Genomic DNA, 19,516 nt, shown 5'->3' with positions numbered 1-19,516 from the left:
CTCAAAACACCAGCGGGACGGACGGTCCCGAAGGAGGAAACGTGTCAACTTCCGAGCGCGACCGGTTGGACGGTCGCCGTGCATTGGTGACGGGCGGGTCCAAGGGATCCGGCAAGGCGGTGGCCGAGCGGCTCAGGGAGCTGGGCGCCGATGTCTATGTGTCGGCGCGATCGATGCCCGAGGACTACGAGCTTCCCGAGCGCTTCATCGAGGCCGACACCTCGACGGCCGAAGGCTCGGACACCGTCGCCGCTCGGATGATCGAGGCCGGCGGGGCGGACATCCTCGTGCACGTCGTCGGCGGCGCGTCGACGCCCGCCGGCGGCTTCGAGGTCATCACCGACGAGCAGTGGCTGACCGAGCTGCAGCTGAACTTCCTCGGCGCCGTGCGACTCGATCGCGCGCTGCTGCCGTCGATGATTCGGTCGGGCTCGGGCGCGGTGGTCCACGTCACGTCCATCCAGAACCGGATGCCGCAGTTCGACGCTTCGCTGGCCTACGCCGCCGCGAAGGCGGCGCTGCGCACCTACAGCAAAGGGCTCGCGAACGAGCTCGCGCCGCGCGGCGTGCGGGTCAACGCGATCAGCCCCGGCGGGATCGAGACCGAGGCGTACGAGCGGTTCGTCGACCGGATCGCCGAAGGCAACGGGCTCAGCCGGGAAGCGGCCAAGCAGCAGATCTTCGACTCGCTCGGCGGCGTGCCATTGGGCCGTTTCGCGACCCCGGGGGAGATCGCCGACCTGGTGGGGTTCGTCGTGTCTGATCGCGCCTCGTCGATCGTGGGCGCCGAGTACGTGATCGACGGCGGAACGGTGCCCACCACCTGAGCTGACGAGGGTGCGCTCACGGCTGCTCGGGAAGCAGGCCGCGCTCGCGCATCTGCTCCGCTGAGCTGATCGCGTCGCTGACGAAGCGCTCCGTCAGATCGGTGTAGCGGCGGACGTCGGCGGCGGACCAACCGCTCAGCACCTCGGCGATCATCCGGTCTCCGAGCTCGTACACGCCGCGTGCCGCGACCTCTCCCGCCTCCGTCAGGGTGACGAGGCTCGCACGTCGATCGGAAGGATCGGTCGATCGCTGCACCAAGCCGTCCTCCTCGAGGCGGCCCACGATCTTGCTCACGTACGAGGCCCCGGTCCCGAGCACCTCGGCCAGGGCGGTGGGGCGCATCGGCCCCCACGCCAGCAGATGCCGAAGGGTCTGGTGTGACGGCTGATCGAGGGTCTCTCCGCTCTTGGCGAGGATCTGGCCTTGGACGGAAGGCGAGTTCCACAGCAGGATCAGCGCGCTCAGGTTGGCGAGCAGCGGCGACCGGTAGGGAAAGTCGCTCGCAACCAGGGAGCGGGTGTCATCGCCAGCTTGCTGTTTCGCCATGCAGTGACCCTAGTGCCTCTCGTAGACCGAAGTTATCTTGTCCTGCAAGACAGTATTTGACACCAACACGAAAGCGAAGTGCCATGCCTGTGATCACGCTGCCCGAAGCGGTCGAGACCTTCGTCGCGACCACCAACGCTCACGACGGTGACGCGCTGTTCGCGCTGTTCGCACCGGGAGCGACCGTCATCGATGACGGCGCCACGTTCGCCACGGACGAGGAGATCCGCGGGTTCATCAAGGCCCAGCTGGTGGACCCGAAGGTCGTCATCACCCCGACCTCGTACGAGGACGGCCGGCTCGTGGCCTCCTGCGACGGCGAGTTCCCGGGTGGGCCCCTGACGTTCGCGTTCGTCTTCACGACGAAGGACGACGCGATCACGCATCTGTCCATCGACGTCGCGTAAGCCACGGCCAGGCCGGAGACCCGCATGGGCGCCATGGACGAGTTGATCGACCCCGCAACCGTGCGCCGGCTGGGCCGGCTCATGGAGCCGCACGGCGTCGAGGCGAGGGGGGTCGTCGCCGCGGCGGCGGATGCGGTCTCCGGCCACAAGCTGCGCCGGCGGGTCGACATCGTCCGCGACGCACTGATGGCCGACCTCCCGGAGGGGTACGACGCGGCCGCCACGGCGGTACGCGCCGCCTTCGAGGACGAGACCTTCACCGGCTGGATGCTGTGGCCGGTCTCGGAGGCCGTCGTCGGTCGAGCGCTGCAGTCCGGGCTCGCGGGTGATCTCGACGACGCGATGGACGTCCTCGCCCTGCTGACGACACGACTGACGGGCGAGTTCGCGATCCGGGCGATGCTCGCTGCCCGCTTCGAGCGGACGCTCGAGATCGCGCAAGCGTGGACGAGCAGCGAGAACCCGCATGTCCGCCGGCTCGCGAGCGAGGGCACGCGCTCCCACCTCCCGTGGGCCAAGGGCGTGCCCGAGCTGGTCCGGCGGCCCGGGGCCACTCGCCCCATCGTCGACGCGTTGTACGCCGACGAAGCGGAGTACGTCCGCCGGTCGGTCGCCAATCACGTCAACGACCTCAGTCGGGACGACCCCGACCTCGCCGCCGACATCGTGGCCGGCTGGCTGGACCGGCCCGATGCGCACACGCCCCGGGTCGCCCGGCACGCCCTGCGCACGTTGATCAAGCAGGGACATCCGAGAGCGCTGCAGCTGATGGGGTTCGACGGTACGGAGTTCGAGGCGCGCGGCGCGTCGAGGCCGAAGGTCTTCAAGATCGCGTCACGGTCGATCGCGCCCGGCGAGACGGTGCTCATCAGCAAGTCGTACTCGTTCCGGCCTCAGACCACCCGCACGTTCCATCCCGGCGAGCACGCGATCGAGCTCCAGATCAATGGGCGCCCCTACGGTCGCGACACGTTCCAACTCATCAGCGCAGAGGAGTCGTCATGAGCCGTTCGACCACGCTCGAGCAGATTCTCACCATCGTCGAGTCGATCCCGGCCGGGCGGGTGACGACCTACGGCTCGATCGCCGACCACGTGGAAGGCGCCAGCGCTCGCAGCGTCGGTCACACGCTCAGGACGGATGGGCACGAGGCGCCGTGGTGGCGTGTCGTGAATGCGAGCGGCCGTCCTGCCCCTGGCGTCGAGCAGGCCGCCCGCCGGCACTTCTCAGCGGAGCACACCCCGCTGGTCGAGCATGGTGACGGCACGTACTCGGTCGACCTCGGCGCTGCGATGTGGCAGGTCTCCGAAGGCGGAGGCGTCGACCTGGGCAATCGCGAGCGGATCGCGGCTACGCCGTAGGGGAGACTTGCGTGATGACCAGACGCGCAGTGTCCAGTGCAGAGGCTCCAGCCGCACTCGGTCCGTACAGCCAGGCGGTCGTCGCCAACGGCCTTGTCTTTTGCTCGGGGATGGCCGGCATCGATCCGACGGGGGTGATCCCGGAAGGGATCGAGGCTCAGACCGAGCAGGCGCTGACCAACTTGGCGCGCGTGCTCGAAGCGACGGGCGCGTCGATGGACGATGTGGTCAAGACGACGATCTTCTACGCGAACGTCGAGGACTTCGGCCGCCTCAACGAGGTGTACGCGCGGCACATGCCCGACCCACCGCCGGCGCGCTCGGCCCCGGCCAACGTGCGGCTTCCGCGCGGACTGCTCGTCTCGATCGAAGCGATCGCGGTCCTTCCGACCTGAGCGATTGATCGAATCTTGGTCCGACTATCCACTTCGATCGGTGATCGTTGACTATCACCACCGACTGGTGATACGCGTAGGCGAACCCAACAGCAGCTCCCACGGGAGGTCTCATGGCGGACGAGCAGAAGGGCGGCGAGAAGTCGCTCGAGGCGCGTGTCAGCGAGCTCGAGGACAAGCTGTCGCAAGTGCACATCACAGAGGACGAGCTCAAGGCCTTCCACAAGGTGAGCGCCTTGCTCGGCCAACAGGGCGCCGCCGCCGCTGCGGCGGGGGCGGGAGCGGGAGCGGGGGCCATTGACGAGTGCGGTGTCAATGAGTGCGGCATCACCCCGATTCGCCAGCCCGTCATCCGGCAGCCGATCGTGATCCGGCAGCCGATCATCCGCCAGCCGATCATCCGGCAATGCTTCGAGTGCTTCGAATGCGGCGGCGGGTGGCCGGGAGGCGGCTTCGGAGGAGGCGGCTTCGGCGGGCTCGGTGGCTGACTCCACCTCGCGCACCGACATCGTCTTCGTCGTCATGCCGTTCGCCGACGTCGATCGGCCGGCGATCGGCGTGAGCCTGCTCAAGGCGGCGGCGTGTGCGGCCGGTTGGTCGGCGTCGATCGAGTACTGCAATGTCGCGTTCGCGGCGCGGGTCGGGCCGGAGCCCTATGCCGCGGTCGCGAACGCGCTGGCGCCGGACGTCCTCGCGGGCGAGTGGCTGTTCGCCGACGACGTGTTCGGCGATCGGATCCCGCCCGCCGAGGAGTATCTCGAGCGAGTGCTCAGCGGGAACGCGCCGGCCGAGCTGCTGGAGTCGATCGGGGTGATGCGGACCGGCCGCGGCGAGTACCTCGAAGCCTGCGCGGCGCGCGTGCTGGCCCACCGCCCCCGCGTCGTCGGGTTCACGACGACGTTCCACCAGACGTGCGCCTGCCTGGCAGTCGCACGCCGCCTCAAGGAGGCCGCGGAGCCGCCGATCGTCGTCTTCGGTGGCGCGAACTGCGAAGGCGAGATGGGCGCGCAGATGCTCGCGTCGTTCCCGTGGATCGATCACGTCGCGAGTGGTGAGGCCGACCGCTCGCTCCCGCAACTGCTCGACGTGCTGCTGGGCGGCGCCAGCGGACCCGTCCGCGGCGTGCGCTCACGTGGCCACGACGAGGCGGTCAACGCACCGCCGGTCGTCGATCTCGATGCACTTCCGTACCCGGACTACGACGACTACTTCGCGCAGGTGCGCGGCTCGCCCATCGCCGCGGAGGTGCAGACCTACCTGCCCGTCGAGACGTCGCGCGGCTGCTGGTGGGGCGCGAAGCATCACTGCACGTTCTGCGGGCTCAACGGCGACTCGATGGCGTTTCGCAGCAAGAGCCCGCAGCGAGCGTTCGACGAGCTGACGTGGCTCGCACGCCGGTACGGCGAGCTGCGTTTCGGCGTCGTGGACAACATCCTCGACCTGCACTACATCGACACGCTGTTCCCGCTGCTGGCCGAGGACGGGCTCGAGCTCGACCTCTTCTACGAGGTCAAGGCCAACCTCCGCTACGAGCAGCTCGTGCAGCTGCACCGCGGCGGCATCCGCCAGATCCAGCCGGGCATCGAAAGCCTCTCCGATGATGTGCTCAAGCGGATGGACAAGGGTGTCTCGGCCGCGCAGAACATCGCGCTGCTGCGCTGGTGCGCCGAGCTCGGGATCCGCTGCTGCTGGAACGTGCTGGCGGGCTTCCCCGGTGAGCCGCCGGCCGAGTACGAGCGAATGGCAGAGCTGATGCCGCTGCTGGTGCACCTGGATGCGCCGATGTCCACCGCGCAGGTGCGGCTTGATCGCTTCAGCCCGTTCCACGCCCGCAGCGAGGAGTACGGGTTCCGGAGAGTTCGCCCGAGCCGAGCGTACTTCTACGTCTTCCCGCTCGGTCGTCGCGAGATGGCGAGGCTGGCCTACTACTTCGATTTCGACTACGCCGACGGCCGCCGGCCGCGCGACTACACGGACGCGATGAACCGGGCGGTGGCGTCGTGGTGGCGCGGCCAGAACACCGACCGTCCCGAGTTGAATCTGGACGCCGAGGACGATCGGCTCGTCGTCACCGACACGCGCCCGGTCGCGACCGCCGAGCGGCACGAGCTCGACGGGGTACATGCGCGGGTCTACGAGCTGTGCGACGTCGGCCGGACCCGCGCGGCCCTCCGGCGCGACCCGGAGCTCGCCGGTGCCGATGTCGACGACGCGCTCGAGGCGCTCCTCGCCGACCGCCTGCTTGCCCAGATCGGCGACCGCTACCTCGCGCTGGCCGTCTTCCGCAAACGCCGACCGCCACGGGCCGGCGTTCGCCGTGCAACGGCTGCTGCTGCCTAGCCACGTCTCGGTGTGGTTCGACCCGCCCGACGAGGACGGTGACGAGGCGCTGCACATCGTCTCCGAGCGACGCTCGCTGACGCTCAAGGGCCTCGGGTTTCGCGAGCTGTGCGAGCGTGTCGTGCCACTGCTCGACGGCACTCGCTCGCTCGATGACATCCAGGCGCAGGCGAGCGACGTGATCGACGCCGAGGACCTCGCCGAGACGCTCGACCTGCTCCTCGCCCAGGGCGTCGTCGTCGAGGCCCCGGACGAGCCGGGGCCCGAGCGGAGGCTGCCGCAGCGCAACCTGTTCAGCGACCTCGCGCCCGGGGAGGACCTGCAGCGCCGGCTGGCGACAGCGACCGTGACGGTGATCGGGCTCGGCGGCGCCGGGCCGGCGGCGGTCCTCGCGCTCGCGGCCGCGGGCGTCGGAACGCTGCGCTGCCACGACGCGCTCGCGGTGACGCCCGCGGACACGTACTTCTCGCCGTTTCTCGGCGTCGAGGCCGTGGGGGCGAGCCGCGCGCAGCGGGTGGCGGCGCAAGCGCGGGCGGCCGCTCCCGATTGCGAGGTACTCGCGCTGGACACGCCGCTGGAGGACGACGAGGACGTGCGACGCGCCATCGCCGGCTCGGACTACGTGCTCTGCTGCCTTGATGCGGGACAGCTGAACCTGGCGTACAAGGTCAACCGTGCGTGTCTGGCGTTGCACGTGCGCTGGATCGCGTGCGCGCTTTCAGGCGCCGAGGTGATCGTCGGCCCCGCCATCGACCCGGGCCGCAGCGCGTGCTTCATGTGCTACCGGATGCGCGCCGTGGCGTGCGCGGGCAACCCCGAGCACGCGTTCGTGCACGAACGCCGGCTCGACCGCCGCCGCAGCGACGACAGCGACCGGCGCGAGAACCTGGTGTTCGGCGCCGGGATCGCCGCGAACCTCGCGGGCAACGAGGTGCTCAACGACCTGTCCGGTTTGGCGGCGCCCGCGCTGGTCGGCCGCATCCTCACGATTCGGCTGACCGACCTCGCGATCGAGCGTCACGCCGTGCTGCGCAAGCCCGACTGCCCCGCGTGCCATGACCGCTGAGCCGTGGGCGGATCTCGTCAGCCCCCGCGTGGGCGTGATCCGCGCGCTGCGCCCGCAGGTGCGCGGGAGCGCGGAACCCGAGCCTCCGCACCTGTGGACGGCCACGCTGGCGAACTACGACTACCTCGTCGCGCGGCGCTCCGAGCGGGTGACGGCAGGCAAGGGACGCACGGAGGCAGCTGCCAAGGCGGCGGCCGTGGGCGAGGCGCTGGAGCGCTACTGCGCGTCGCTTCCCCAGCCCATGTTCTCGGCGGTCGCAGCGGACCTCGAGAACGCGATCACGCCCACCGAGTGCGTGCTCTACGCGGACGAGCAGTACGCGCGCGACGACTGGCCGTACCCGCCGTGGGACGAGCGGGAGCCGCTCGCGTGGCTTCGCGGGAGCCGCGTGCTCGGCGGCGTGGCCGTCGCCGTGCCCGCCGCGCTCGTCATGCTCGTCGCACCGACGGCGCTGGTCCAGATGACGACGAACGGACTCGCCGCCGGGCCGGACCTCCCGAGTGCCGTGCGCTCCGGGCTGTGCGAGCTGATCGAGCGCGATGCGCTGATGATCGCCTGGATGAACCGACGGCCGGCCGTGGAGATCGCGCTGGAGACCGGGATCGCGGCGGCCCTGCACCGCCATCACGCCGCGCTCGGCGTCGAGCTGCGCGCGTTCGTCCTGCCCACCGATCTGCCCGCCACGGTGGTGCTCGCGCTCGCGCTCGACGACACGCCGGGGCGCGCCGCGACCGTGCTCGCGATGGGCTGCCACCCGACCCCGGCGACGGCGCTCGAGAAGGCGCTGTTCGAGCTCTGCCAGGCCCGCCCGGCCGAGAACGCGCGCTTCCGGGACCGGCCGCCGGCCGGTCGCCTCACGCGTCCGGAGGACGTCCGGCTCCTGGACGATCACAGCGCGTACGCGGCGCTGCCCGAGCAGCGCGAGCAGTTCGCGTTCCTCTGGCGCGGCGGCGAGCGAGCTTCGATCACCGACTTCGAGGGGCACTCGGACGTGCTCGAAGACTGCGCGCAGGCGCTCGCAGACCTCGGCTACCCGCCCGTCTACGTCGAGTTGACGACGCCAGACGTTCGCCCGAGTGGCTACCGCATCGTTCGCGTGCTCGCGTCCGGTCTGCAGCCGATCCACTTCGGCTTCGGGCAGGAGCGCCTCGGCGGCACCCGTCTCGGCCCGGAGCTGAACCCCTGTCCACACCCGCTGGCATGACGCTTCCGATCGACGACACCACGACGCTGTCGCTGCTGTACCACCTCAACTCCGAGCCGTGGCTCAACGATGCGGCGTACGAGCTCGAGGCCGGCCACGCGCCGCTGCTCGATCCCGGCGAGCGCCCGCTCGTCCCGTTGCCCGCCGCGAGCGACAGCGCGCTCGTCGCCCTCCAGCGTGGTCGCCGCTCGTGCCGTGAGTTCCGCGCGGCCGAGCTGCCACTCGCGACGCTCGCCTCGCTGCTCGCCGGCGGCCAGGGCGTGCTCGAGCACACCGAGCACGACAGCCTGCGACGCGCGACGCCTTCCGCCGGCGGGCTCTTCCCCCTGGAGGCCCACCTGTTCGTGCACGACGTCACCGGCCTCGCGGAGGGCTTGTACCGCTACGACGCCCTCGGCCACGCGCTGCTCGAGCTCGACCACGAGCCGGTACCGCCGCGCCTCGCCGACGCCCTGTTCGCGTATCCGCTCATCACCGACGCGAACGTCGTCGTCGTGCTCGTCGCGCGCTTCGCCCGCACCCAGGACAAGTACGGGCCGCGCGGCTATCGCTACCTCCTGCTCGAGGCCGGCCACTACGCGCAGAACCTCTGCCTGCGCGCGTTCGAGCTCGGGCTGCAGACGCTGTGCATCGGCGGCTTCGCCGACGGCCGTCTCAACGCGCTGCTCCGCGTCGAACCGACCGTTGCCGGCGCCGTCTACGTGATCGCCGCTGGCTACGAGGCCTAGGCTGGGGTGCCGAGGAGCGACATGAGGCGGCGGCAGGTGCGCTGCTCGCTCTGCGGCGCGCAGATCTGCGGCCTGAACAGCGCGATCTGCTTGATGCCCTCCATGGCCGCGATCATCAAGTCGACCGCGCGGTCGACGTCCTCGCACAGCAGCTCGCCGTTCCCCACGGCCTGGTGCGTGAGCCCGAGGAAGAACCGGTCGACCTCGTCCTGGAAGTTCGCCCAACTGGCCCGGAGGTCCGAGTCGTAGACGGACAGGGCGATGACCTCGGTGGAGAAGATGCGGTTGGCGTCGTTGAGCAGGCAGCTGCGCACCGAGTACGCGATCGCCGCCTCGAGCTTGTCGACCATGGTCACGGCCGGACCGGTCGCTGCGGCCATCTCCTCACGCCAGCGCGTGTAGTAGAGATCGGCGGCCGCGAGGATCACGTCCTTCTTGGACGCGTAGTGCCAGTACAGGCTGCCCTTGGTCACGCCGGCCGCCGCGGCGATCTGATCCAGGTTGACTCCGTCGATCCCGCGGCTGCAGAACAACGCGAACGCGGCCTGCGCGAGCTCGTCCGCCTTCTGAGGAGACGGCGCCTGTGTTCTGGTGGCCATGTGCGACAGGATAGTCCACTTGCATACCAGTGGTATCGCGACGATCGGGTGGTTCGCGGAACCGCTCGGTCCTCGACGTTCCGTTGGTATGGGCGCGCCGCCTCCGACCCCGACTGAGCGGGAGTGTTCGAAAGGAAACCGCCATACCGGAACGTACTGGCGGAACGCGCGTCCGGGGTGAGAATCGAGCGAGGGCGGCGGAGAAGCTGGGCGAAAGCGGGCCCGGAGCGCTCGGCGAGCACCTCCTGGAGCCGAAATTCCCCTCATCGTGCCGCGATCGCGCGCTGGAAGGTCCACAGGGACGCTGTGCCGACGGTATGGCCTGGACGCCGAGATGGAACCCGTTTTCTGGCGGTTGCTGCGCGAACAACATACCGGTGGTATGGTCGCTCTTGCACTGTGAGGGTGGCCTGCCCGTCCGTCGCGTCGCTCCGGCGCACGGACGCGCGGCCTACGCAACCAGCTACCTCCTCGGTGGAGCCCGCCCGATGACACGTCCAAACCCCCGCTTCATCGACGCTTCGTCGCAATTCAGCGCAGGGCACTGCCTTGCCGTGATTCGTCGCCAGAAGGACGGGGTGACACGCTCGGAGCTGTGCGAGCTCGCCGGCGTCAGCCGGTCGGACGTGTCCGACCGTGTGCGCGATCTCGTCGAGCACGGCTACATCACCGTGCAGGCGCGACGCCCGTCGACGGGCGGGCGCCCGGCAGACGTGCTGCGCCTCAACAGCGACCGCGGCGTCGTGCTCGGTGCCACCCTCGGGTCGACGAGCCTGCGCGTCGTGGCGATCGACATGGCGGGCGTCGTGCTGGCCGAGAACAGCCATGAGGTCAAGCTGACGACGCCGATCGCCTCGCGCTTGAAAGCCATGCACTCGCTGCTCCGCAGCACGCTCGAACAGGCCGGGACGGGCACTCGGGAGCTCATGGCGATCGGGATCGCGGCGCCTGGGTCCGTCGTCCCCGATATCTCCGCCGGCCGATGGCCGCTGGTGGAGGTCTGCCGGCAGTCCCATGACTACTTCGCCGCGCGGTACGACGCGCCGATCATGGTCGAGCACGACGCGTGCGCCGCCGCGTTCGCCGAATCGCGGCATCCCAGACGCAAGGTCGCGGATCTGCTCTTCCTGGACGTCGACGCCTCGATCCAATCCGCGCTGGTGCGTGGCGGCCGGATCCATCGCGGAACCCACCGGCTGGGCATCAACCTGGAACACGTGATGGTCGCCGCGGACGTCGACGTCGCGTGCGCGTGCGGCAACGTCGGATGCGTCGGCGCCGTCGCCGCCGGTGCGACCCTGGTGGAGCGCGCATCACGCGCGGACCGGCCGGTGAAGACCGTTCGCGATCTCGCTCGACTCGCCGCCGCCGGGGACCGGGCCGTCAACGGCCTGCTCGACGACGCGGGACGCACGATCGGCGGCGTGGTGGCCAACGCGGTGAGACTCCTCTCCCCGCAGGCCGTCGTGCTCGGCGGCGAGCTGGCGTTGTCCAGCCCGGCCTTGATCGCGGGTGTTCGCGATGTCGTGCACGACCAAGTCTCGGCTCAGGTACGCGTCGCCGGCGCGGCGTTCGGACCTCGTGCGGGCGTGTTCGGAGCGTCGCTTCTGGCCTTGGAGTCGTCACTGGCCCCGGCCGCGGTCAACCTGCGACTGGCGGCCGGCGAGGGCGGCGCTCGGGCCGCGAGGCGGGCGGTGTAGAGACATGCAGCGCAGTGCTTGAAGACCTGTTTGAATCCGCGACGTGAGTCAGTGGGCGCTTGCGGTGATCGTCGTCGGCGTCGTACTGGCGCTCAACTGGGACGTCTTCGTGCGCGGCAAGCGAGGTCCCGCGCGCGCGTGGTCGGTAGCTGCCGCTCTCGCCGCCGGAACGGCCGGCCTGCTGCAGGGCGCGGAAGTCGATAGGCCGTGGCCGCTCGTGGCACTCGTGGTCTTCGCCGTGTTGCAGGTCCTTGCGTTTCGCGCCGAACGACGGACTGAGCGCTCAGAAGCCGCCGGCGCATCGAGCGGACCGACGTAGCCGCTGCTTGAGTACACGCGATGATCGCGACCCTTGCGGCGTCTGCGCTGCTTCTCGCCCCGATCCCGGCTGGACAGGCCTTCAATCTGCCGTCCAGCCGCACGTGCATGGGGTTCGGCACGCTCGCGCTGAGCCCGCGTGAGCGGTTCGAGACCTTGACGGTGCGGGCCGGAGCAAAGCTGGTCAAGCGCGTCACCCGGGCGCGGCCGGACCGGCAGATCGTCGTCCGCAAGCTGCCCCAGCGGTCGTTCACGCTGACGGTGAAGGCCCGCACTCGCGACGGTCGCACGGCCTCCGTGCGCAAGCGCTACACGGCGTGCCCGCAGGGCGCGAAGCCGGTGGTCGCCATCCCGAACGGGGCGCCGCCCGCGACCCTCGTCACGCGCGACGTGATCGTCGGGACCGGAGCCGTCGCCGACGCGGGCACGCTGCCGCGCGTGCACTACTTCCTCAAGACGTGGTCGAACGGCAAGGAGGTCGACGCGAGCTACGCCGACCCGTTCCGGTTCGAGCTCGGGAGCGGCAGCGTCATCGCGGGCTTCGACCAGGGCGTCACGGGGATGCGCGTCGGCGGCCGGCGCGAGATCGTCATCCCGCCCGAGCTCGGCTACGGCGAGCAGGGCGCCGGCGCGTCGATCCAACCGAACGAGACCCTGGTGTTCGTGGTCGATCTCATCGAGGTCGGGAGCTGACCCCGGCGAGCCCCCGGGAGCGACCGGCGGTCGCCGATCGCTGAATCCCGCCGAAGTTGGGCAGGCTCAGTGCGAGCTCGCGCGCGGCGCGGGCCCTCACCGCTTCGTTCAGGAGGACGTTCATGGCCAGAGATCGCTCGGGAGGCAACACCGGAGGAATTGGGCTCGGCGGAATTCTCGTGATCGTGGGCATCGTGGTGGCGATCGTCTGGAGCGTGTTGATCGGGGTGCTGATCGCGCTCGTCGGCCTCATCGCCTTCGGTGGCTTCGCCAAAGGCAAGTGGTACTGATCGCCTGACGAACCCAGTGCGACTCACCGTGGCCGTCCCGCCAGGCGACGGCGGCCACGTGTCCGGGCGGGACCCTTACGCGGCGGCGGGGTAGTCGCGCAGGAACTCGGCGATCGTGGTGGGCTTGCGGCCCAGCAGCCGCTCGAGGTCACCGGGCTGGTCGTCCCACTCGCCGCCGTTGATGGCGTGGATCCACCTCAGCGCGAACTCGGCGGCGGGCCCCGGCAGGCCGCCGGCGACCATGTGCTCGAGGTACGCCTCGTCCGACAGCGGTACGTGGTGGACGGCGGTGCCCCGGATCTCCGACAGGATCTGGGCGAGATCGGAGAACGAGACCGCCGGAGCTCCGTGGAGGGCGTAGGTCTTGCCCTCGTGCCCGGGGTCGGTCAGGACCACGGCCTGGGCCTCGGCGAGGTCCTCGCGCGCGGCCGAAGCGACCTTGCCGTCTCCGGCCGGGACGCGGACGCCGGACTCGAACGCGTCGGCTCCGATGTAGAACGGGAAGTTCTCGATGTACGGCGGGTGGCCGAGGATCGTGGACTGAAGGCCTGACGCCTCGAGCGTCTTGATGGTGAAGGCGTCGGGCTCGGTGACCTGCGGCAGCTCGAAGGCAGAGCCGGCCTTGCGGATGATCGGTGTGTAGACGAGGTGCTTGACGCCGACCTCCGCCGCCGCGGCGATCACGTTGGCGTGCTGGGTGCTGCGGTCGGTGAACGCATGGGTGGGCACCAACAGCACCTTCTCGACGCCCGCGAAGGCGCGCTTCAGCGAGTCGTAGTCGAAGTAGTCGCCGGTGCGGATCTCGATGCCGAGGGCGGCGAGGACCGCGGCCTTCTCCGGGTCGCGGGCCAGGCCCACGAGCTCGGCGGCGGGGCGCCGGTCGAGGAGGTGCTGGAGCGTACCGAAGAGGACTGCCCCGTGCCGCGGATCTCCGAGCAGGACATGGCCCAGACGCGACGGCGCATCGTCGATGCGGCGAGTCCCCGATTCCGCACCGACGGGATCGACGCGATCGGGATCGCCGCGCTCATGAAGGACGCGGGTATGACCCACGGCGGCTTCTACAACCACTTCGCTTCCAAGGACGCGCTTGCGGTGGCCGTCTTCGAAGACGCCTTCGCGACCTCACTGGCGACGCTCGCGCGGGCCACCGACGAGGCGGATCCCGAGCGGCCCTCACTCGCGGAGACCGTGGACGCCTATCTCTCGCCCGGGCACCGCGACATGCCCGGGGGCGGGTGCCCGTCGGCGGCGCTGGTCACCGACGCCGGTCGCCACGGGCCCGCGATCCAAGCCGCCTACGCCGAGGGCGTGAACGGCTACATCGCGGGGTTTGACGCTGCGCAGCAGCTCGAGGCGACCGAGCGCGGGGAGGCGCTCGACCCGGAAGCAGCGCGGCGTCGATCGATCGCGCTGCTGAGCGAGATCGTCGGGGCGATCGTCCTTTCACGCGCGATCCGACTCGTGGACCCCGACCTCTCCGACGAGATCCTCGCCGTCAACCGGCAGCGGCACCACCAAGAGCACTGACCGCCGCGCCGTGGCGAACGCCTATTGACCGTCGGTCGATAAGTGTCTACGCTGCCCTCATGTTCGCGACCGACAGCTCAGAACGCGAGTACCGACCGTTCCCGAACGACGAAGCGCGGAACCGCTGCCAGCAGAACCTCGAGGTGCCGGTGATGCTGTCGCTGCTCGGGGTGCCGCGAGGCGCGCGCATCCTCGAAGTCGGATGCGGTCGCGGCGTGGCGCTGGCGCCGATCGTGCGCCAGCTCGCCCCGACGCGCCTGGTCGGACTCGACATCGATCCGCGGTTGCTCGAGGAGGCCGGCCACCGGGTCGCGGGCACGTCGGTGGAGCTTGTCTGCGGCGACGTGCGTGCCTTGCCGTTCGCCGATGCGAGCTTCGATGCGGTGATCGATTTCGGGACCACGTACCACGTCGCGGGCCGGGCGGATGCGCTGTCCGAGATCGCCCGCGTGCTGGTCCCGGGGGGCCGGTTCTGCCACGAGACCCGGCTGGCTCAGGCGCTCGCCCATCCCGTGCGCTCACGCGGCCGCAGGCTCCCGTGGGCGCAGGTGCCGGAGTTGCGCCGGGACCGGCAAGCGCTGCTCTGGTCGTGCCGCAGGCGTGGTTCGTCCGCTTAGCTGATCACGCTCAGCGGCTCCGGCGGGCGAGCGAGCCTGTCGCTACGAGCCCGGCGTGCAGTCGCTCGCGTCGGCCGTCCGCGGACTTGGCGAGCCACGCGACCGTCACGGTGCCGCCGGGGGCCGCGACGATCTGGACCTCGGTCCCGGCGAGCGCCACTGGTGGCTGCCACGCGCCGTCGGCTGCGAGACGTCGCACGACGAGCTTTGGGGGACGCGACTCACGAGCCGTGTTCCATGCCGCGGCGCCCGTGCCGTCCGCGGCGAGAGCGATCTCGGCGGGATAGCCTTCGAAGCGTCCGAGCGAGACCGGTGGGCCGAACGGCTGCCCGGGCCGTTGAAGCATCACGTGCAGCTCGCGCGGGCCGTTCGAGAACGTCCATGCGTTGCTCTGCCACGCCGCGAGCACGTCGCCGCGCGCGCTCGCGGCGATGCGGGAAAGCGTGCTGCGTGGCTCGGAGATCAGCGTCTGCGGGGCAAAGGCGGGTGCGGTGGCGAGGCGCAGCTGGTTGTCGGCCTCCGAAACGCTCGACCAGCCGACCAGGGCGCGGCCGGTGTCGTCCATCGCGAGCTCTGGGAGCATGGCCGGCCCGACAAGGCGACTGGTCCATCCACCTGGTCCGCTTTCGGCGATGTACAGGAAGCGCTGGCGGTTGGTGTCCGCGGTGTAGGCGATGGTTGCCGCGCCGGTGGCGGAGGCGACCACCTGCGGCGGCCCGACGGAGTCCCGCCGAAGCGTCACCGGGCCTTCCTGGGACCCGTCGACTGCGATCGTCGTCGTCCGAACCGGCCCGCCGAGCCCGTACGCGATCGTCACCCGCCCGGAGTCGTCGGTGGCGCACGAGACGTCGTGAATGCGCTTGCCACTCACGCGGATCGGCTTGCTCCAGGCTCCGCCCGCCGCCCTTCGCAGCACGTAGGTCCGCCAGGGCTTGTCATGCACGTCCCGACTGGCCTGCACGCACGCGACCGCGGCGCCTCCGGGCGACACGTCGAAGGACTCCAACATCACGTGGGCGAGCCCCTTCCCGGTCCACAGCTCGCGCGTCGGTCCCGGCCTGCCGTCTCGGAGGTCGGCGACCCGGAGGACGTAGCGTTTGCCCGCGTAACCGGTCCACGCGAGCGTCGCGCGGCCCTGCGCGTCGCCGTCGAGCTGGAAGCCGCCGAGGCTGGCGGTGGCCATGACGAGCGTGGAGGCGAGGAGGCTCACAGGCCCCCGGCTACCCGCGCCGTCAGCTCACCACTCGGGAAACGGTAAGGTCGGCCGCGTGCACGACTCGGGCAGGCCTCCGGACTGGCTGGACGCGCCTGCCGCCGCCGTCCTTCGCGATCTGCAGGGTGCGCAGCCGATCGCCGAGCTCGCCGTGGTCGCATACCGCGCCGTCGACCTGAACGGCTTGCATCTCGCGATCGCTGAGCTCAGCGAGCCGCTGCCGCCGCTCGAAGATGACCTCGATCCCGAAACGCCCACCGAGTACGGCGGCGGGAACTGGGTGCCGCGAACGATGACCGGACCCAGGCTCCTGGTCCTGACCGCCGACATCCTGCAAGAGGATCTCGCCGAGACGGACGCCGCCTGGGCACAGTCACGACCCCCATGCCCGTGGCACCCGCACCCGGCGCGCGCCGCGGTTCGCGACGGCGAAGCGTGGTGGGTCTGCGAACGAGACGATGTACCGCTGTACCGGATCGGCCGCGGCGAAGTACCCACGCGCCCGGGGCCGCCGCTGAGCTGGAACACACCCAGGCGGAGCCGGCGAGCGGAGAAACGTCAGTACGGCCGCGAACGTCACCGCTGAGCGCGGCCCTACTCGTCGGGCTCAGTGTCCGGCGCGCCGTCTTCCCGCGGCCGCTGTGACTCGGTGGCGCCGCTGACGTTGGTCTCGTCGACCTCGAACTACTGGACGTCGCCGTCGTCGCGCTGGGCCTCGCCTGGCACGGGAACGGGCTTCTTGTCGTCGGTCATGACCTGCGCCTACCCGACCGGCGGACCGGACAAGTGTGCTGTCTTTCGACGACGTCGCAGGCGGGCCTACCCGCTGTCCGGACGCTCGGCGTGTCGAGCACGAAACCAGAGCTCGAGCCCGCCGACGACCGGGATGGCGACCACCGCGCCGACCAGCGCGCTGGCGGCTCCCGCGCCGAGCAGGAGCGCGACGGCCCCGGCGACGAAGTACGCGCTCAACCAGATCCAGCGTGCATGGGGAAGCTGCCAGTTACGCCATGATGCGAGCACCTCGCGAGCATAATCCGCTTCGCCACTCGAGTGCAACGCTCAGACACCCCACAGCCGCCGCCTGGAGACGTCATCACGTTCGCGTTCCCGGGGCCGCTGCGAGACAAGCTCGTGGCCGCGGTCCTGTCGGGCAAGAAGACGGCGACGACGGGGCTGGCGATCGAGTGGGAGGTGGAAGGCGAGGCGCTGCCGGTCGTCGGACAGCGCCACACGGTCGTCGATTCCAGCGAGCAGCCGGTCGGCGTGATCGAGACGACGCTCGTCGAGGTCATCCGGCTCGGAGACGCCGACTGGAGCCTTGCCCGCGACGAGGGTGAGGACTTCGAGGACGTCGCCCAGTGGCGCGTCGCACACGAGCGCTTCTGGACTCACGAAGTGATCCCCACGCTGCCCGCCGGCACGCTCTCCGCGCTGACCGACGACACGCAGGTGCTCGTGTGGCGGTTCCGCCTGGCCTAACGCTCGGTGCGCTTCGCGTCGAACTTGGCCTGCTTCGCGGCGGCGTTGGCCTTCTGACGCTGTTCGCCGAGCTTGCGCCGCGCGTCGGGGGAGATGCTCGGGTCGTCGAGGTCGAACGCCGCCTTGGTCCGCCGGCGGTTGACCAGCACCGGGACCGTCCCGCCCAGCTCGGGCAGGTCGAGGTTCGGGTTCTTGACCCGGATCACGAGGCGGGTCGGCTGCCCGTCGGCACCGGGCACCTCGACCATGTAGTCCCAGACCAACAGGATGTAGGACGGGCCGTCACCTCGGCTCTGGGTGGACTTGCTGACCCGGTTCTGGGCGACGAACTTCCCCTGGGCCTTCTCCCAACCGATCCGCAGCACGTGGCGATCGTACATCCAGCTCGCGCCAGCGCGGGTCGATGGCGGGCAACATGGTGACCGCGAAGTAGGCGACCCCGCACACCAGCATCGCCGTGCTCAGGCCCGCTCCCGCGACCAGGAAGCCGCCGACCAGCCCGCCGAGCGGCATCAGCGCGAAGCACGCCGCGGTCGAGAGGGAGCTGACGCGGCCGACCAGGGGCGCGGGCACCCGCTCGTAGATGACCGCGCCGAGGATCGGGTTCAGGAAGCCCGACGCGAACCCGGCGACCACCGCCACCGCGAGCACGCCCGGGAGCGGGGCGTCGAAGGCGAGGACCGCGAACCGCGGCAGCCCGGCGACCAGGAAGCAGACCAGGTAGGTGACGTGGCGCGACAGCCGCTCGGCGTAGGCCGCCGCGAGGAGCGACCCCAGCGCCGACGCGCCCGCGAAGGTCGCGAACAGCGCTCCGACCGCGCCCGCGCCGCCGCCCCGCTCGACGCCCCAGACCGGCACGAGCACGGCGGACCAGGCGAGGTCGAGCAGGTTGGTCAACGCCACCATCACCGTGATGGCGACCAGCACGCGGTCACCGCGTAGGAATCGCCAGCCGGCCCGCAGCCGCTCGAGGTACGGCTCGCCATCGTCCTCCTCGCCCAGGCCGCGCGTGCCGGCCGGCAACGCCCACGCGAGGAGCAGCGCGGAGACGCCGAACGACGCCGCGTCGACCAGCAGCGCGTTGGCCGGGCCCGCCACCGCGACGAGGGCGCCCGCGAGCACGGCGCCGAGCATCGAAGCGGTCCGCTCGACCGTCGAGCTGAGCCCGGTGACCCGCTCCATCGGCACCGCCGCCGTCGCCGACAGCGTCGGGATCAGCGAGTGCTTGGCCGCGTCGCCCGGGCCGCGCAGCGCGCCGGCCACCGCGACCAGCGCCAGGAGGGCCGGGAAGGAGAGCACCCCGGCGTCGTGCAGCAGCGGCACCGCGCCGACCACCAGCACGGACCCGCCGTCGCAGACCAGCGCCACCCGCCGGGCACCGACCCGGTCGATCACCGGCCCGCCGAGCACCTTGAGCACGACCAGCGGCAGCAGCTCGGCCACCGCCACAAGCCCGGTCTTCTCCGGGCTGCCGGTCGTGGTCAGCACGAAGAACGGCAGCGCCACCATCGACACCCGCGTGCCGGCGAGCGAGACGCCCTCCGCCGCCAGCCAGCCGTACAGCGACCGCCGCGGGCTCACGAGGTGTCGGCGTCTCCGCCCGGCCGTGGGAAGCCGTGAAACATGACCGTGTAGTGCACGGCCTCGGCGTCTGACTCGTCGGCGTCCGGGAACGCCTCGATCACCTTCGCGACCGTCTCGATCAGCTGCCGCGCCCGCTCGGGGTTGAGCCGGACCCGCCAGTCGGAGACCGTCGACGCGCTCCGCCACTCGTGCGGCAGCGTGGCCCGCTCCTCGATCATCTGCTGGAGCATCCGGGTGTAGACCACGACCACCGACTGCAGGTACGCGTCCAACGCCTCCTGGTCGGCCGGGTCCGCGTCCGGCAGCTCCCACTCGTTGCGCGTCGCCGCGTGCGCCGCCCGCCACCATCGCTCCCGACCGGTGCCCAGCGACGCGTCGTCGACGATGAACCCGTGCGTCGCGAGCTGGCGCAGGTGGTACGACGTCGCGCCGGTGTTCAGTCCCAGCCGGCTCGCCAGCGCGGTCGCCGTGGTCGGGCCCTCGGTGCGGAGGAGACCGAGGATCCGCAGTCGCACCGGGTGGGTGAGCGCTCGCAGCTGCCGGGGCGTGGGGGTGATCGAGCTGGTGTCCACCGCATCACCCTAGACGGCAAAGACTCCTTTGCAAAGAAGTCTT

General features: G+C 70.7%; 26 protein-coding genes. 18 read left to right on the top strand and 8 right to left on the bottom strand.

The genetic code is table 11. The annotated features are described in order from the left end of the window. Positions 1-41 precede the first annotated feature (41 nt). Positions 42-827 carry an SDR family oxidoreductase gene (locus OJ997_RS27000; RefSeq protein ID WP_270028409.1) on the top strand — a complete coding sequence of 262 codons (786 nt, stop codon included), beginning with the start codon at positions 42-44 and terminating at the stop codon, positions 825-827. Between the two features lie 16 nt (positions 828-843). On the opposite strand, the gene OJ997_RS26995 is transcribed toward OJ997_RS27000, so the two are convergent. Continuing rightward, positions 844-1,374 carry a MarR family winged helix-turn-helix transcriptional regulator gene (locus OJ997_RS26995; RefSeq protein WP_270028408.1) on the bottom strand — a complete coding sequence of 177 codons (531 nt, stop codon included), beginning with the start codon at positions 1,372-1,374 and terminating at the stop codon, positions 844-846. 83 nt (positions 1,375-1,457) lie between these two features. Between OJ997_RS26995 and OJ997_RS26990 the strand changes: the two genes are divergently transcribed. The 9 genes from OJ997_RS26990 (at position 1,458) to OJ997_RS26950 (ending at position 8,875) form a co-directional block, all read left to right on the top strand. Next, the gene (locus OJ997_RS26990) at positions 1,458-1,781 is read left to right on the top strand and encodes a nuclear transport factor 2 family protein (protein WP_270028407.1); all 324 of its coding nucleotides are present in this window, start codon (positions 1,458-1,460) and stop codon (positions 1,779-1,781) included. Between the two features lie 33 nt (positions 1,782-1,814). Continuing rightward, entirely contained in the window at positions 1,815-2,786 is a 972-nt protein-coding gene (locus tag OJ997_RS26985) for a YhaZ family DNA alkylation repair protein (RefSeq protein ID WP_270028406.1), read from the top strand. After that, the gene (locus OJ997_RS26980) at positions 2,783-3,142 is read left to right on the top strand and encodes an MGMT family protein (RefSeq protein WP_270028405.1); all 360 of its coding nucleotides are present in this window, start codon (positions 2,783-2,785) and stop codon (positions 3,140-3,142) included. Before OJ997_RS26985 ends, OJ997_RS26980 begins: the two co-directional genes overlap by 4 nt. A gap of 14 nt (positions 3,143-3,156) precedes the next feature. Continuing rightward, the gene (locus tag OJ997_RS26975) at positions 3,157-3,537 is read left to right on the top strand and encodes a Rid family detoxifying hydrolase (protein ID WP_270028404.1); all 381 of its coding nucleotides are present in this window, start codon (positions 3,157-3,159) and stop codon (positions 3,535-3,537) included. Positions 3,538-3,650: 113 nt separating this feature from the next. Next, the gene (locus tag OJ997_RS26970) at positions 3,651-4,025 is read left to right on the top strand and encodes a hypothetical protein (protein WP_270028403.1); all 375 of its coding nucleotides are present in this window, start codon (positions 3,651-3,653) and stop codon (positions 4,023-4,025) included. Then, on the top strand, positions 4,018-5,877 hold the full coding sequence (locus tag OJ997_RS26965) for a RiPP maturation radical SAM C-methyltransferase (RefSeq protein WP_270028402.1): 1,860 nt from the start codon (positions 4,018-4,020) through the stop codon (positions 5,875-5,877). The genes OJ997_RS26970 and OJ997_RS26965 overlap by 8 nt, the downstream gene beginning before the upstream one ends. Beyond that, positions 5,855-6,943, top strand: a complete 1,089-nt coding sequence (locus OJ997_RS26960; RefSeq protein ID WP_270028401.1) for a TOMM precursor leader peptide-binding protein — start codon at positions 5,855-5,857, stop codon at positions 6,941-6,943. The genes OJ997_RS26965 and OJ997_RS26960 overlap by 23 nt, the downstream gene beginning before the upstream one ends. Further along, a complete protein-coding gene (locus OJ997_RS26955; RefSeq protein WP_270028400.1) occupies positions 6,933-8,147 on the top strand; it encodes a YcaO-like family protein in 1,215 nt (404 codons plus the stop codon). Before OJ997_RS26960 ends, OJ997_RS26955 begins: the two co-directional genes overlap by 11 nt. Then, the gene (locus OJ997_RS26950) at positions 8,144-8,875 is read left to right on the top strand and encodes a SagB/ThcOx family dehydrogenase (protein ID WP_270028399.1); all 732 of its coding nucleotides are present in this window, start codon (positions 8,144-8,146) and stop codon (positions 8,873-8,875) included. Before OJ997_RS26955 ends, OJ997_RS26950 begins: the two co-directional genes overlap by 4 nt. On the opposite strand, the gene OJ997_RS26945 is transcribed toward OJ997_RS26950, so the two are convergent. Beyond that, positions 8,872-9,474 (bottom strand): TetR/AcrR family transcriptional regulator, encoded by a 603-nt coding sequence (locus OJ997_RS26945; RefSeq protein ID WP_270028398.1) that lies wholly within the window; start codon positions 9,472-9,474, stop codon positions 8,872-8,874. The genes OJ997_RS26950 and OJ997_RS26945 overlap by 4 nt on opposite strands. A gap of 488 nt (positions 9,475-9,962) precedes the next feature. On the opposite strand from OJ997_RS26945, the gene OJ997_RS26940 reads away from it, so the two are divergent. From OJ997_RS26940 to OJ997_RS26925, 4 genes are all read left to right on the top strand, one after another. Further along, on the top strand, positions 9,963-11,174 hold the full coding sequence (locus tag OJ997_RS26940; RefSeq protein WP_270028397.1) for an ROK family transcriptional regulator: 1,212 nt from the start codon (positions 9,963-9,965) through the stop codon (positions 11,172-11,174). A 43-nt stretch (positions 11,175-11,217) separates the two neighbouring features. Next, positions 11,218-11,493 carry a hypothetical protein gene (locus OJ997_RS26935; protein ID WP_270028396.1) on the top strand — a complete coding sequence of 92 codons (276 nt, stop codon included), beginning with the start codon at positions 11,218-11,220 and terminating at the stop codon, positions 11,491-11,493. Positions 11,494-11,789: 296 nt separating this feature from the next. Beyond that, positions 11,790-12,185: an FKBP-type peptidyl-prolyl cis-trans isomerase gene (locus OJ997_RS38180; protein ID WP_372517939.1), complete on the top strand. Its 396-nt coding sequence runs from the start codon at positions 11,790-11,792 to the stop codon at positions 12,183-12,185. 122 nt (positions 12,186-12,307) lie between these two features. Next, the gene (locus OJ997_RS26925) at positions 12,308-12,475 is read left to right on the top strand and encodes a hypothetical protein (protein ID WP_270028393.1); all 168 of its coding nucleotides are present in this window, start codon (positions 12,308-12,310) and stop codon (positions 12,473-12,475) included. Positions 12,476-12,550: 75 nt separating this feature from the next. On the opposite strand, the gene OJ997_RS26920 is transcribed toward OJ997_RS26925, so the two are convergent. Beyond that, positions 12,551-13,333 (bottom strand): NmrA family NAD(P)-binding protein, encoded by a 783-nt coding sequence (locus OJ997_RS26920; protein ID WP_270028392.1) that lies wholly within the window; start codon positions 13,331-13,333, stop codon positions 12,551-12,553. Positions 13,334-13,363: 30 nt separating this feature from the next. Here OJ997_RS26920 and OJ997_RS26915 point away from each other — a divergent pair, with 30 nt between their 5' ends. Both OJ997_RS26915 and OJ997_RS26910 read left to right on the top strand, forming a co-directional pair. Then, complete coding sequence (locus tag OJ997_RS26915) at positions 13,364-14,005, top strand: TetR/AcrR family transcriptional regulator (RefSeq protein ID WP_270028391.1); 642 nt, start codon at positions 13,364-13,366, stop codon at positions 14,003-14,005. A 59-nt stretch (positions 14,006-14,064) separates the two neighbouring features. Further along, a complete protein-coding gene (locus tag OJ997_RS26910; RefSeq protein ID WP_270028390.1) occupies positions 14,065-14,622 on the top strand; it encodes a class I SAM-dependent methyltransferase in 558 nt (185 codons plus the stop codon). A 10-nt stretch (positions 14,623-14,632) separates the two neighbouring features. Here OJ997_RS26910 and OJ997_RS26905 read toward each other — a convergent pair whose 3' ends face one another. After that, on the bottom strand, positions 14,633-15,832 hold the full coding sequence (locus tag OJ997_RS26905; RefSeq protein WP_270028389.1) for a hypothetical protein: 1,200 nt from the start codon (positions 15,830-15,832) through the stop codon (positions 14,633-14,635). Positions 15,833-15,890: 58 nt separating this feature from the next. Between OJ997_RS26905 and OJ997_RS26900 the strand changes: the two genes are divergently transcribed. Then, complete coding sequence (locus OJ997_RS26900) at positions 15,891-16,421, top strand: hypothetical protein (RefSeq protein WP_270028388.1); 531 nt, start codon at positions 15,891-15,893, stop codon at positions 16,419-16,421. 233 nt (positions 16,422-16,654) lie between these two features. Here the strand turns inward: OJ997_RS26900 and OJ997_RS26895 are convergent, their stop codons facing one another. Beyond that, on the bottom strand, positions 16,655-16,807 hold the full coding sequence (locus tag OJ997_RS26895) for a hypothetical protein (RefSeq protein ID WP_270028387.1): 153 nt from the start codon (positions 16,805-16,807) through the stop codon (positions 16,655-16,657). 81 nt (positions 16,808-16,888) lie between these two features. Between OJ997_RS26895 and OJ997_RS26890 the strand changes: the two genes are divergently transcribed. Then, entirely contained in the window at positions 16,889-17,317 is a 429-nt protein-coding gene (locus OJ997_RS26890; RefSeq protein ID WP_270028386.1) for an ASCH domain-containing protein, read from the top strand. Here the strand turns inward: OJ997_RS26890 and OJ997_RS26885 are convergent. The 3 genes from OJ997_RS26885 to OJ997_RS26875 are packed head-to-tail and all read right to left on the bottom strand — an operon-like array spanning position 17,314 to position 19,473. Beyond that, entirely contained in the window at positions 17,314-17,682 is a 369-nt protein-coding gene (locus OJ997_RS26885; protein ID WP_270028385.1) for a hypothetical protein, read from the bottom strand. The two genes, OJ997_RS26890 and OJ997_RS26885, sit on opposite strands and share 4 nt — an antisense overlap. Then, positions 17,600-18,898 carry an MFS transporter gene (locus OJ997_RS26880; protein ID WP_270028384.1) on the bottom strand — a complete coding sequence of 433 codons (1,299 nt, stop codon included), beginning with the start codon at positions 18,896-18,898 and terminating at the stop codon, positions 17,600-17,602. The genes OJ997_RS26885 and OJ997_RS26880 overlap by 83 nt, the downstream gene beginning before the upstream one ends. After that, positions 18,895-19,473 (bottom strand): ArsR/SmtB family transcription factor, encoded by a 579-nt coding sequence (locus tag OJ997_RS26875; RefSeq protein ID WP_270028383.1) that lies wholly within the window; start codon positions 19,471-19,473, stop codon positions 18,895-18,897. Before OJ997_RS26875 ends, OJ997_RS26880 begins: the two co-directional genes overlap by 4 nt. Positions 19,474-19,516: the final 43 nt, after the last annotated feature.

It is taken from the genome of Solirubrobacter phytolaccae (assembly GCF_027587195.1).
GTDB lineage: Bacteria > Actinomycetota > Thermoleophilia > Solirubrobacterales > Solirubrobacteraceae > Solirubrobacter > Solirubrobacter phytolaccae.
Note: the sequence above shows the minus strand (reverse complement) of the source record. Positions and strands in the feature narration are given on the sequence as shown.